This is a genomic window from Bacillus sp. 22-7, assembly GCF_010628845.1.
Classification (GTDB): domain Bacteria; phylum Bacillota; class Bacilli; order Bacillales; family Cytobacillaceae; genus Cytobacillus; species Cytobacillus firmus_B.
Map to the genome: position 1 here is coordinate 1 of NZ_NJQY01000022.1, position 13,580 is coordinate 13,580.

13 protein-coding genes are annotated in these 13,580 nt (G+C 40.0%); 6 read left to right on the plus strand and 7 right to left on the minus strand.

Annotated elements, in window-relative coordinates:
• Positions 1–145: 145 nt before the first annotated feature.
• From CE058_RS16595 to CE058_RS16605, 3 genes are all read right to left on the minus strand, one after another.
• Positions 146–868 (minus strand): SDR family oxidoreductase, encoded by a 723-nt coding sequence (locus CE058_RS16595; protein ID WP_048011211.1) that lies wholly within the window; start codon positions 866–868, stop codon positions 146–148.
• Positions 869–906: 38 nt separating this feature from the next.
• Entirely contained in the window at positions 907–2,652 is a 1,746-nt protein-coding gene (locus tag CE058_RS16600) for a phospho-sugar mutase (protein WP_163144189.1), read from the minus strand.
• Between the two features lie 175 nt (positions 2,653–2,827).
• Entirely contained in the window at positions 2,828–4,330 is a 1,503-nt protein-coding gene (locus tag CE058_RS16605) for a bifunctional GNAT family N-acetyltransferase/carbon-nitrogen hydrolase family protein (RefSeq protein ID WP_048011218.1), read from the minus strand.
• 450 nt (positions 4,331–4,780) lie between these two features.
• Here CE058_RS16605 and CE058_RS16610 point away from each other — a divergent pair, with 450 nt between their 5' ends.
• Entirely contained in the window at positions 4,781–5,221 is a 441-nt protein-coding gene (locus tag CE058_RS16610) for a disulfide oxidoreductase (RefSeq protein ID WP_048011212.1), read from the plus strand.
• Complete coding sequence (locus tag CE058_RS16615) at positions 5,221–5,691, plus strand: thioredoxin family protein (protein WP_048011213.1); 471 nt, start codon at positions 5,221–5,223, stop codon at positions 5,689–5,691. The genes CE058_RS16610 and CE058_RS16615 overlap by 1 nt, the downstream gene beginning before the upstream one ends.
• 31 nt (positions 5,692–5,722) lie before the next feature.
• Here the strand turns inward: CE058_RS16615 and CE058_RS16620 are convergent, their stop codons facing one another.
• Positions 5,723–6,121, minus strand: coding sequence for a YhcU family protein (locus CE058_RS16620; RefSeq protein WP_048011214.1), 399 nt, complete (start codon positions 6,119–6,121; stop codon positions 5,723–5,725).
• Positions 6,122–6,464: 343 nt separating this feature from the next.
• Between CE058_RS16620 and CE058_RS16625 the strand changes: the two genes are divergently transcribed.
• Positions 6,465–7,385 (plus strand): RluA family pseudouridine synthase, encoded by a 921-nt coding sequence (locus CE058_RS16625; RefSeq protein WP_163144191.1) that lies wholly within the window; start codon positions 6,465–6,467, stop codon positions 7,383–7,385.
• Between the two features lie 106 nt (positions 7,386–7,491).
• On the opposite strand, the gene CE058_RS16630 is transcribed toward CE058_RS16625, so the two are convergent.
• From CE058_RS16630 to helD, 3 genes are all read right to left on the minus strand, one after another.
• Positions 7,492–7,752, minus strand: coding sequence for a GlsB/YeaQ/YmgE family stress response membrane protein (locus CE058_RS16630; protein ID WP_035326710.1), 261 nt, complete (start codon positions 7,750–7,752; stop codon positions 7,492–7,494).
• A gap of 207 nt (positions 7,753–7,959) precedes the next feature.
• Complete coding sequence (locus CE058_RS16635; protein ID WP_163144193.1) at positions 7,960–8,787, minus strand: aldo/keto reductase; 828 nt, start codon at positions 8,785–8,787, stop codon at positions 7,960–7,962.
• Between the two features lie 271 nt (positions 8,788–9,058).
• A complete protein-coding gene (gene helD, locus CE058_RS16640; RefSeq protein WP_163144195.1) occupies positions 9,059–11,326 on the minus strand; it encodes an RNA polymerase recycling motor HelD in 2,268 nt (755 codons plus the stop codon).
• Between the two features lie 390 nt (positions 11,327–11,716).
• On the opposite strand from helD, the gene CE058_RS16645 reads away from it, so the two are divergent.
• From CE058_RS16645 to CE058_RS16655, 3 genes are all read left to right on the plus strand, one after another.
• On the plus strand, positions 11,717–11,980 hold the full coding sequence (locus CE058_RS16645; RefSeq protein WP_048011741.1) for a CD3324 family protein: 264 nt from the start codon (positions 11,717–11,719) through the stop codon (positions 11,978–11,980).
• Positions 11,981–12,120: 140 nt separating this feature from the next.
• On the plus strand, positions 12,121–12,759 hold the full coding sequence (locus tag CE058_RS16650) for a FusB/FusC family EF-G-binding protein (RefSeq protein WP_048011740.1): 639 nt from the start codon (positions 12,121–12,123) through the stop codon (positions 12,757–12,759).
• A 191-nt stretch (positions 12,760–12,950) separates the two neighbouring features.
• Positions 12,951–13,568: a DUF47 domain-containing protein gene (locus tag CE058_RS16655; RefSeq protein ID WP_048011739.1), complete on the plus strand. Its 618-nt coding sequence runs from the start codon at positions 12,951–12,953 to the stop codon at positions 13,566–13,568.
• Positions 13,569–13,580: the final 12 nt, after the last annotated feature.

Below are 13,580 nucleotides of genomic sequence, written 5' to 3' on the forward strand. Positions count from 1 at the left end.
TGCCGACGCGCAGGCAGAGGCTTAGTTGAACCAATCGGGTTCGTAGTGTCGATTGATCGAAGCGCTAGCGGAGATCTTAGCGACACTAGAACGCGACTAACAATCAGTGGGGATAAGGAAAACCCCCACTGATTGAAGTTTCACTTTATGCTATTGGATAATTTTGAACAAATGGATGAAGAACGATTTCGTCTATCATCATGTGTTTCGGTGCTGATGCCATGTAAACAACAGCATTTGCGATATCTTCGACTTTCAGCCAATCTTTTTTCTCTTCGAGTCCCTGCTTGGATTCTGCAAAGAACGTATCAACCATTCCAGGATTTATCGTTCCGACGCGGATACCGTATTCTCTGACTTCCTGAGCTAAAGATCCCGAGAAGCCTTGAACTGCATATTTTGTTGCCGTATAGGCTGATCCATTCGGTATAGTATACCTGGCTACATCTGAAGAAATGGTAATGATTGTACCTGATTTCCGCTCTTTCATATGCGGCAGTACTGCCCTGCTTCCGAGAAAAACTCCCTGCACATTGACTTCAAAGACTTTTTTCCACTCTTCCAGTGTCGTTTCATCAACCTGTTTAAAAAAGCCCATACCTGCATTGTTCACAAGAAGGTCAAGCTGCCCGTATGTCTGAAGAGTTTTTTCAACTGCTGCCTTTACTTGTGCTTCATTTGAGATATCCGCCTGAATGGGCATTACATCTGAAAATCCCATTTTATTGAGGTCTTCTGCAGATTGATGTATTTCCTCTGAACTTCCAATCAGGGTTAGCTTCATGCCCTGCTGAGCCAGCTTAACAGCGATTTCCTTGCCGATCCCTCTGGATGCACCTGTTACAATTGCCGTTTGTCCCTTTAACATCGAATCTTCCTTTCTGTTGACACTTCTGGGTGTGAAATTTATTTTGATAGTGAAATACCCATTCTTTCTTCGACGATGCCCATAAATGCTTTTTGAACGGATTCCAGTTTCTCCTTGCTGCCGGCTAATGAAGAGTCATTGATTCCAAAGTAAAATTTAATTTTCGGTTCTGTACCTGATGGCCTTAGGCAGATCCAGTTACCTTCTTCGAAGAAATACTTAATAACATTGGACTTTGGCAGGCCGATATTCTCCTCTGTTCCATCTGCTTCCGTTCTGATTCCTGTTAAGTAATCTTCTACAGCCTGAACTTTCATGCCTTCAAGTTCCTTTATCGGATTAGCACGGAAAGATGCCAGTGTCTGCTGGATTTTTTCAGCTCCTTCAATTCCTTTGAGTGTCATTGAATTTAATCCTTCAAGGAAATAGCCAAACTCATCAAATAAGCTGAGCAATGCTTCATATAGGGACATGCCTTTCTTTTTATAATAAGCAGCCATTTCTGTCGCAAGCAGGGCTGCCTGGATAGCGTCCTTGTCCCTTGCAAAGTCGCCGATAAGATATCCATAGCTTTCCTCATATCCGAACAGGAAGCTGTATTCACCCGACTCTTCATATCCCTTGATTTTTTCTGCAATGAATTTGAAGCCAGTTAAAACATCAATGGTTTCTACTCCAAAAGAAGAGGCAACCCTGCGGCCAAATTCAGATGTAACGATCGTTTTTAGCATGATGCCATTGTCAGGCAATGTATTCTTTTCTTTTTTCTGAGAAAGTATGTAGTGAAGCAGCAACGCCCCTGTCTGATTCCCTGTCAAAAGAACATACTCACCTTCTTTGTTCTTCGCAGCGATTCCAAGCCGATCGGCGTCCGGGTCTGTAGCAATTAATAAATCTGCATTGGTTTCTCTTCCATCTCTCATTGCCAGCTCAAAAGCATCTTTTTCCTCTGGATTAGGGCTCTTTACTGTTGAGAACTCAGGATCCGGGAGCTCCTGTTCCTTTACCACATGCACATTTACATAACCCAGCGCTGATAAAGCCTCTCTGACAGGCTTGTTGGCCGTACCGTGAAGAGGCGTAAATACTACACGCACATCCGCTTCGTTCGCAGCACCGGGATTTTCGGAAATGGTAAGGAGCTGCTTCTGATAGGCCTGATCAACTGTTTTGCCGATCATGGTGATGAGCCCTTTTTCCTTTAATACATCTTCATCCATTACTTCTATCAGCAACTCGTTTTCTAATTCATTTACTTTGCTTATAACAATGTCAGCTTCCGAGGGAGTCAGCTGAGCCCCATCAGATCCATACACCTTATAACCATTGTATTCCGGAGGATTATGGCTGGCTGTAATGACTATACCTGCATACGCATGCAGGTACCGGACTGCGAATGAAAGTTCGGGAGTTGGACGAAGCTCGTCAAATACATACGTCTGTATGCCCCTGCTTGCAAGTGTTTTAGCCGCTTCCATTGCAAATTCCGGAGACATCCGGCGTGAATCATAAGCAATAGCCACTCCCCTATTTTTTGCTTCCAATCCTTTTTCCTCTATGTAAGCCGCTAATCCTGCAGATGCCTTCCGGACAGTATAGATATTCATGCGGTTTGTTCCCGGGCCAATTTCCCCGCGCATGCCTCCTGTTCCGAATTCCAGTCCCTTATAAAATGCTTCTTCAAGGAGCTTTTCATTTCCCTGCAGACCTTTTAGCTGTTCTAATAATTCATTGTCCAGATCCTCATGGTTTATCCATCGTTCTGCTGCTGTTTTCCATTCCATTGTATAACCTCCTAAAAAAAGCTTCTGCATATCCTTTTCGAGTTTCAGATGGATATTCCTTTTAATAATATCCGAGTTATTTTGACAAAATTCCACCCTGAGATTATGATTATGTATTCTTCCATGAAAAAGCATTTGAGCGCCAGGTGAAAGGCGCTCAAGCTGCAACTATATATTACTTCTTATATTTAATGCTGTAAATATCATGCCGGCGGTCTTTTAGCTGGCGTACTGTGCCATCCTGCCTCTGGCGGCGGAGGATTTCCAGATCAACATCCCCTATCAGGACCATTTCGATATTCGGATTTGTTTCCCCCACTATGCCATCCCTTGCAAACTCAAAATCGGATGGGGCAAAAATCGCAGATTGTGCATACTGAATATCCATATTCTCTGTTTGCGGAAGATTGCCTACCGTACCTGAAATAACCGTGTATACTTGATTTTCAACAGCGCGCGCCTGAGCACAATAGCGTACCCTTAAATATCCCTGGCGATCTTCGGTACAGAAAGGGGTAAATATTATTTTTGCCCCTTTATCAGTAGCAATTCTCGCCAGCTCAGGAAATTCGATGTCATAGCAGATTTGAATGGCTATTTTTCCGCAGTCCGTATCAAATACCTTTACTTCATCTCCGCGGCTGATTCCCCACCATTTGCGCTCATTTGGCGTAATATGGAGCTTATACTGCTTTTCAATCGTTCCATCCCGGCGGAAAAGGTAAGCAATATTATATATCTCGTCATCATCTTCTTTAACAAAATGAGAGCCGCCAATAATATTGATATTATACCTGACTGCCAAATCCGTAAATAACTCGATGTATTGCTCAGTGTATTCTGTCAGCTTTCTTACCGCTAGGCTAGGTGAACGTTCTTCCAAAAAGGACATCAGCTGGGTAGTAAATAACTCGGGGAAAACCGCAAAGTCGGACCCTGAGTCAGAAGCTACATCTGTAAAATATTCCACCTGATGAGCAAATTCATCGAAGGATTTTATCTGCCGCATTAAATATTGAACCACGCATATACGTACCGGGTAGCTCGTTTTATAAAAGCGTTTGCTCATTGGTCTGTAGTCGACATTATTCCATTCCATCAGGGTGGCATATTTATTTGACTGCACATCGTCAGGCAAATAGTTGGGATTAATCCTCATCAGGGTAAATCCATTCAGGAGCTGAAAGGATAAAACCGGGTCATAGATTTTATGAAGCGACACCTCGTTAACATATTCTCGCGGGTTCATTTCATTGGAGTATTTATGATAGTTTGGAATTCGTCCGCCTATGATGATGCTTTTTAAATTTAAAGACCTGACAAGCTCCTTCCTTTCTTCATACAGGCGATGGCCGATTTTCATTCTGCGGTAATCAGGATGAACCATTACTTCTATTCCATAAAGGTTATAGCCTTCCGGATTATGGTTCGTTATGTATCCTTTGTCTGTCACATCATCCCAGGAATGACGGTCATCATACTCATCAAAATTTATAATAAGGCTTGAACAGGATCCAATGATTTCCCCGTCATATTCTGCAACAAACTGGCCTTCAGGGAAAATTTCCAGATGGCTTTCAAGCTGATCCTTCTTCCAGGGAACCATGCCGGGAAAACATAACTCCTGAAGGGCAATGATATGATCTATATCTGAATGCCGGGTATTTCTGATAATCATTTTCTTCTCAAACTTCGTTAAATCAAGCTTTGTCAATGGTGGTGCACTCCTTTTGTCAGAAAAGCGGAAGCGCCTTGCCCACCCCCGACATCTCGAGGGGGTAGGCTGCTTGCGCTAGACAGTTTTCAAAGTTAAGATTTTATACTTGCTTTCTCTCGTAATAAATCTCCTGGGAGCTGTTACAAAGATCAGCCTCTCCAGAGATGTACAGATTTCTTTTCCCTTTTTTGCTGCATTCGTAACTTCTTAAGTAAATTCCCTCTTAATTATCTTGCTTCTTTTCCTTTGTATATATTTCTATAAAAGTGTTAAATGTCTTCTTTTAATTTATAACCCGTTAATATCTTTGCCACAAAAGCCCTATTTCTGCTGATTGTCTGCACATGTTGATTTACAAGGGATGTCCAATAGCTTTATAATTTTAGAGTACATATTAATAAGGAGATTATTATGGAGAAAACACAAACAGACCGGCGGGAGAATTTGCTGTTTATTGCCTGGGCAGCTTCGATTCTTGCTATGTTCGGCAGCCTTTATTTTTCGGAAATCAGGCAATATGAACCGTGCGAGCTTTGCTGGTATCAGAGGATTGTCATGTATCCCTTTGCTGTCATACTAGGCTTGGGTGTGGTTAAAAAGGATTATCGCATCAGCTTATATACAATGGTGTTATCTGCTGTTGGAGCCGGTATTTCCATCTACCACTACTCAATTCAAAAGATTTCATTTATGGCTGATCATGCAGCAGCATGCGGGAGAGTTCCCTGTACGGGGCAGTATATTAATTGGCTGGGATTTGTTACAATTCCATTTTTAGCATTAGCAGCTTTTATTATTATTTTTATTTGCAGTTATCTTGTCTGGAAGAAAACGAAGGAGGCAGCAGAATAATGAAAAAGGTCATTATATTTCTTGCCATTATCGTTGCATTATTTGCAGCAGTTGGAATGTTAACTAAAATGCAAAACGAAGAAAAAGTGTCTGAGAAAAATCCATATGAAAAGGATTCACTTCATCCTGAAACAGTCAAACAGCTTGGAGACCCGAATTATCAAAACCTGATCCTTCCCGAAGAATTGGACAAAAAGTTAGATGAAAAAGAAGATGTAACGGTTTATTTTTATAGCCCGACATGCCCTCATTGCCAAAAGACTACTCCAGTGGTGGCTCCGCTTACAGAAGATATGGGAATTGATCTGGTGCAATTCAACCTGCTTGAATTTGAAGACGGCTGGGACAATTACGGAATAAAGGAAACTCCAACAATCGTTCAATTCAAGGACGGCAAAGAGGTTAACAGAATTACCGGTTCACAGGAAAAAGAAGTTTTTGAACAGTGGTTTAATGAGAATTCCAAATAACCCAAAAACGCCTGCTGCAGCAGGCGTTTTTTCATACAAGCAATTCATTTGCGGCTTTAGCATAAACACTGAATAAATCATTCCGGGGCATTCTCTCTCCGCAAAAATGACTGTAATCAAACGGAAATGATAAGCCGAATTCTTGAAGTATTTGAACATTTTTGAAGAATATCGTTTCATATTTGCCGCTGATTGGGCGGGATTCCAGGATAGCCATGAGCGTCTGCAGCCCTGCTATAACCTGGTAAGCCTCCTTTAATGTTCCAAAGTATTCAAAGTGTCTGGTAGAAGTATGTAAAATCTTCTGCTGTTCAAATTCTCTTATATCATCGTCTGTGAAATAAAGAGGAAACACATTTGAATAGAATTTTCCTATTAATTCTTGAATTTTTAGTTCCTGATCAGGAGTTGATGCAAATACAACCTTCACTGATAACCCACCTTTGTAATCCTTGTAATCAGTTCGTAATATATACATAAGAATATCATATTCTAAAAGCCCTTTAGGGTGGTAATTATACCCATGGAGTAGGGATTTGTTGGTATTTATTCCTCCTCCGGAAATAGATGGCACAGGTATAATGCTAAATAATTAGTTCTAAAGATCTATAATAACCCCCTTTTCAGCAAAAAAAAAGGTGATTTTAAATATTACAATAATTTTTCGAGGACCACTATTCCTTTTATCAGCTGGCTTTAAAGGCTAAAATATTATTGTCATTAATTTATATGTAATAAAGGTCAGATTATTCAATCAGGATAAGGAGTAATTTATGGTAAAACTACAAAGGTTTGGTGAATGGTGTGAAATAGAAGTACCTGCCCACTGGGAGGGATATTCAATCGAATATATTGTCAGGACATTATGGGGAGCACCAAAGAAACAAACACACAATATGAGAATGAAAAAACAGGTATTATCCAATGATGAACCTGCCAATTGGACAAAACCTGTGCATGCAGGAGATAAATTAAAATTTCAATTTTTCGAGGAGGAAGATCCAGGCGTTATCCCATCATATTATGAGATTGATGTTCTTTTTGAAGATGACCATATGCTTGTTTTGAATAAACCGGCCGGTATGGACACGCATCCTAACTTACCGGATCAAACGGATACCCTCGCAAACGCTGCAGCTTTTCATATACAAATGCAGGGGGAGTATAGAGGCATAAAACATATACATCGCCTGGATCGTGACACAACCGGAGCCATTTTATTTGCGAAACATGCATTAGCTGGTGCAATTCTGGATAAAGAGCTGGAAGAAAGAAGAATTAAGCGCACATATTTAGCTTTAGTCCATGGCAAAATGTCAAAGAATAGAGGGACCATAAGGGAACCAATTGGGAGGGACAGGCATCATCCAACCAGGAGAAGGGTATCCCCCGGCGGTCAGCCTGCTTCAACGAACTATGAATTAATTGAGTACTATCCTAAACAAAATCTTTCACTTATTAAGTGCCGTTTGGATACAGGCAGAACACACCAGATCCGTGTTCATCTAAGCCATATTGGACATTCTCTTGCAGGGGATACTTTATATGGCGGTAAACCTGTTTTTGCACGTCAGGCACTGCATGCAGTAAAGCTTGAGATTCCGCATCCATTCTTAGAGGAGGCTATAGTCTGTCATGCGCCTTTCCTGGATGATCCCGGGATTTTTAAGGGAATTGACCCATATCGTTTTTAACTTAGAGCTGCCTTATCTTAAGGCAGCTTTAGTTTTCTGCTAAAAAGCAGAGGGATTGATGCAAAAAAAAAGAAGCCCCAAACGGGACTTCTTTTGATTAATTCAATTAGTCATGAGATTTACGCATAGCCTTCATGATGAAGCCTACGATGAATACAAGCACGATAGCACCAATTAAAGCAGGAATAATAGCAAAGTCAGCTACGACTGGTCCCCAATCACCAAGAATTAATGACCCTAACCATGCACCAATGAAACCAGCGATGATGTTACCGATAATTCCGCCTGGAATATCTCTTCCCAAAATCATACCTGCTAACCAACCAATAATACCACCTATAATTAATGCCCATAAAAAGCTCAACATTGAAAATCACTCCTCGTTTTAATTTATTTTAGCTTTTGATCAGATAAAGAATTTCATTCAGCTGCGCAGCTTTTGGTGATCTTATCTGCTTGTACAATTAAATTACCCAGGATTCATTATCTAAAACCAAAAATTTAAAAACTATTCTACTGGAAAAATTTTATAAAATAAAAAAACACCCGTTAGGATGTTTTTTGCAATATGATTTTAGAAATCAAAATTGTCCGGATCTGCTCCAAAGCGATGGTTATTATTTAATGCATTTATTTGTCTCATTTCATCTTCAGTTAATATAAAATCAAATATATCTGCATTTTCCCTTAGTCTATCTTTTTTCACAGATTTAGGAATGACCATTATGCCGTTTTGGAGATGCCATCTTAGAATAATCTGGGCTGCTGATTTACCGTGCCTTTCGGCAATTTCTTTTATGTCACTGTCCTCGAGCACTCTTCCCCTGGCAATTGGAGACCAGGCCTGTACTTTTATATTATGTTCACTGCAAAATGCCCTCAATTCTTTCTGAGAAAGAAGAGGATGCAGCTCAACCTGATTGACTGAAGGCTTTTCAGAAGAATTCTCCAGAATATCCTTTAAATGATGAATTTGAAAATTGCTCACCCCTATGGCTCTTGCCTTGCCATCCTTATAAAGCTTTTCAAGCGCCTTCCAGGTTTCGAGGTATTTCTCCTTAACCGGCCAATGGATAAGGTATAAATCTATGTAATCCAATCCCATCTTTTTCAAACTATTATCAAAAGCATTAAGGGTCTGATCATATCCCTGATCCGTATTCCATACTTTTGTCGTAATGAACAGCTCTTCTCTGGTCACTCCGCTTTCTTTTATTGCCTTGCCAACACCCTCCTCATTTTCATAAAAAGCCGCAGTATCAATCAGCCTGTATCCTATGTTAATGGCATCTTTTACTGTGTTTTCAATCTGCAATCCCTTTTCGACTTTATATACTCCGAGCCCGAATTGAGGCATTTCAACTCCATTATTTAAGGTTAAAGTGCCGCTGATATCCTTCATATGATGGAATCATCTCCTTCCTTGTTTTAATTCATTTTATCATTTCCAGGAGAAGGGGACCTACTGTTTACACTCCAAAACAAAAGCGATTGCCTTTGAGATGCAATCGCCCATCTATATAAACGGCAGATGCCGGGATTTTATATTTCCGCATTCTTTACCAGTTTTTCTCATGTAAAAATGATTTTCCCGGTGAAATTTTGTCCTAAACAAGGGACAGGATCATTTTTCAAAAAAAGAATAAGCAGCTGACAAATCAGCTGCTGAAGTTTTAAACTACTATGAAATTGCCTTGTTTCAATCCATAAAAAAATAATCGGTGAAGAGGCCGTGTCATGGCGACATAAAGCAATTTAATGTCCAGTTCAGAATTTCTGGAAAACTCCTCTTCCATGGACAGAATCATAACAGCATCAAATTCAAGTCCCTTGGCCAAGTAAGATGGCACGATAACGATTTCATCCTTCGGTATGCTTTCCTGTTCCTGCAGCAGTTTAAAAGGGAGCCTGGCATGCTTTTCAAAAAGGCTGTGAATGAGCTGACAGTCTTTCATCGTTTTCCCGATCACCGCAAATGTTTTATACTCTTCTTCTTTCAATGAAATGACCTGTTTCTCAAGCTGTTTTACCAGTTCGCTTCCATCTTCCCTCCTGATAAACTCAGGATTTCTGCCATGGCGGACGACCGGCTCCACCTCGGGGAATGAGTAAGGAAGAAGTTTAAGTAATTCATTTGCTTTTTCCATAATTTCCACTGTAGTACGATAGCTTTTCTGAAGCTCTGTATATGTTGCACGGGGAAAAATAAAATCCAGGACCTCCTGCCAGCTTATTAGCCCCCTGTAGGAGTGAATTCCCTGGGCAAGGTCCCCCACTAGTGTAAACATATCTGTATCAAGTGACTTTTTTAATGAGAGAAGCTCCATAAAGCTGTAGTCCTGGGCTTCATCAATGACAATATTTTTCGCCTTCAGCTCTTTGGGAATGCCAAATAAGCTTTCCTGCAGATAAAGCATTAAAGCTAAGTCTTCCCTCTCATAAACTTTTTTTCTGAACAACTCCCGGCAATATTCACAAAGTTTATGTGCATCGTCAACAGGCAATTTTCCGCCTGATAATCTTGAAAGACGTACAGGGTCTTCGAATAGGTCTTTGTAATACCGGACCAGGCTTTTTTTCGGGAATTGCTTCATGTATTTAGGCACAGCTGTCCTGAAGCTCCTCTTTAGTTCTTCCAGTCTGGATGCTTTTTTATCAAGAGCATCTGAAACATATTGTCTTCTTTTCTCAGGGTCCCTGCCTCTATAGAGGGCCCTTTCGATTCTTTCGTCATAATACGTTTCGATTTTCTTAATGATATTTTTCTTTTTCTTTGCAAGATCGTTTTGAAGCACAGCCTTCAATTTTTCCAGCCTGCGGTAAAGAGGGAGATAATTGTAGTCCTCTAAAAAAAGCTGGAAGAATTTCTTGCGGCCAAAAAGCCTGAACTTATCTACCATAAAATCATCACTGGGGCAGAAGCTATTATATATTTCTCTGAGGTAATTAGTGAGAATGGTTTGAAATACCTGTGAACCTTTAATGGATGATGCCCAGGCTGCAAGTTTTACTTCCTCACTGCCATGGTCTTCAAGCAGATTCACTAATTTATTGTCTTCCGCCAATTTCAGGTTTTCGCCAAGACATGCCAGGACGTATTCCTGGTAGGTTGTCTGACGGACTCTCTCTACCCCAAGTTCAGGAAGCGCCTCTGAAATATAATCAATGAAAAGCCTGCTCGGCGCCAGTATCATCAGCTGTTCAGGGGCAAAATTTTCTTTGTACTGATAAATGAAATAACTTATTCTATGCAGGGCAATGGTTGTCTTTCCGCTGCCTGCCGCCCCCTGAACAATGATGGGCTTATTCAAATCAGCACGTATTATTCTGTTCTGTTCTTCCTGTATGGTTGAAATAATTTCAGTGAGGCGGTTGCTTGAGCTTTTTGACAGTGATTCCTGAAGCAATTCGTCTGTGGTCGTGAGGTCAATATCCCGTATTTCATCCAGAATCCCGTCTTCAATCATATATTGCCTTTTCAACGACAAATGTCCCGTAAAGCTTTCTTCGTAGGAATGGTATTGAACTTCTCCCAGCCTGCCTTCATAGTATAAATTGGCTATCGGAGAACGCCAGTCAACTATAATCTGCTCCTGATTTTCCCTTGAATACAATGAAGTTTTGCCTATGTACAGTATCTCTTCTTCGTTTAAATCCTGCCGTAAGAAATCAATTCTGGCAAAGTAAGGCTTTTTCCGGGCTTTTTTCAGCTGCATTAATTCATCTTTGGACATTTCAAAAAAACGGGCATTAGTCAGGAGCGAAGAGTAACTCAAACTGGATTCAAGCCAGTCAACGTCCTCGAAAGCTTCTTTCATATTTTCCTGAAACTTGTCTTTGTTGGATTCGGATGTTTTAATCACGACATCAATATAACGTTTCGTGAATTCAAGCCGCTGGACTTCCTTTTGAAAATCGGGGTGTTCAAAATCAGATGACATATGTTTCTCCTTTCAAATATTTTTCAGCCGCAATGGAGAAATACATATGAGCGTACGCGTGGGCAGAAAAATATATTATCAGAAAAGTCTGCAAGAATCAAGTGGTGACAGGCACCACCCGAAATTTGTCGAATTGAACAGATATATACATCAGCAATCATTTTAATTATAATATGAAAAAATACATTCTAGGAGGTGATGGGAATGGCCATTGCAGCTGCAATGCCTGATAATGCAGCGTCTCATGCAAAGCCTGATATTGGTGGCGATACTTTGCATGAGGCGGTAATGTACTAAACTATTATCGCCCATTCAGCTAAAACCATTTCTGATATCGGCTTTGCACCTTATTCATTTTTTATTATCAAAATAAATAAGGAGCTGGCAGAAATGAGTTATGTAAAAGCACATGCTGTTTTACCGGACAATCTGATCGCAGAGATTCAAAAATACGTTCAGGGTGAGGCTATTTATATCCCCAAACCGGAAAAGGACTACCGAAAATGGGGTTCCCGCTCTGGAGCAAGAAAAGCTCTGGATGATAGGAACCATTCTATAAAAGTCGCCTTTCAGAACGGCAAAACCATCACCCAATTGGCGGAGGAATATTTTCTTTCCGCTGAAACAATCAAAAAAATAGTTTATAAAAAATGAATTTTTCGCACTGAACTTTGTTCAGTGCTTTTTCATATGCCAAGTTCGTTTCCAAATCATTTTATACATTTACATTTTTATGTAATTCTTATAAAGTGAAGTTGATATACAGAGGTGCTGAAGGTATAGGAGTGTGTATAATGGAACCTTTTATCAGGAATGATCAATATAATTTTATTAAATATCAGACCCAAGTGCTAATTAACGGCCATGCATCTGTAAATGATACAGGGGTGCTGAATGCACTGAAGTCTCTTTCTGCAGAAAAGGTAATGGGCCTTTTTGCAGAGCTGAGTGAAGAACAAAACCAGCTTCTTTCCCCAGTCAGCGATATAAAAGAAAGAGATCAGGCTGATGCCTTCTTAGCGCATATTAGGGAATATGTAATACCCTTTCCGTCTATAACTGAACAATCAATCAAAAAACTGTTTCCCAAGGCAAAAAAACTAAAAATGCCAGCACCTGAAAATATCGATTTCAGGGAAATAAGTTACTTGGGATGGGACGACAAAGGTACAAACAGGAAATATATGATCAGCCTGCTGGATGGCAAGCTGACTGGCATATATGGAACATTTAAACCGCTTGGCAAAAAAGGAATCTGTGCCATCTGCAACAAACTCGAAGAAACAGGCATGTTCTTAACTGAAATTAAGGGTTCTCAGTTAGGCACCTATACCAAAAAAGGGAATTACATTTGCCAGGACAGCCGGAAATGCAATGAAAATTTGATTTCACTTGAAAACCTGCATGATTTTATTGGAAGGCTGAAAGGGTAGATTGTCATTTCCCATAATTAAGGCACCGCCGAATTTGGCGGTGTCTTTTTTTCAGCTGAAAATAGTCTTTTCGTTTATTCTTATTAAACTAGGGAATATTACTGTAATAAAAAAAACTATCATATTTTGTCGATTTCGTATAAAATAATAACGTTTGATTGAAGTTTTCCTAAAATATTGGGGGTAAAAAAATGGTTTTTAAGAAAAAGGACAAGTTTAACACGCTGTTAAGCAATATTTCCATGAATCTAAAGGATAGTGCAATTTATTTTGCCGACTATAAGATCAACAATGTCAGTGATTTAAAAACCTTTTCAAAAACGATGAAGGACTATGAAACAAAAGGCGATTCCTATGTACATGAAGTCATTAAGGAATTAAATAACGCTTTTATTACACCGATCGAAAGAGAAGATATTCTTCACCTCGCCATGAGCATGGATGATGTGCTGGATGGATTTGAGGAATGTGCTGATTTATTTGAAATGTATTCCATGACACAGGCAGATGAATTTATGCTGAAGTTCGTGGATGCGATTAAGAACTGTGCAATTGAAATTGAAAAGTCTGTTGAACTTCTTTCAACTAAGAAATTACTGCAAATAAGAGATCATGCGATCAAAATCAAAGATTACGAATCCAAGTGTGATGGAGTCCGCCGTCAGTCAATCAAGCATCTTTTTGCTACTGAAAAAGATCCTATCCGGATTATTCAGTATAAAGAAATTTATGAAACTCTGGAAGATATTGCTGACAGCTGCCAGAATGTCGCCAACACGCTTGAAACCATCATCATGAAAAATGCTTAAGGGGCGATCACA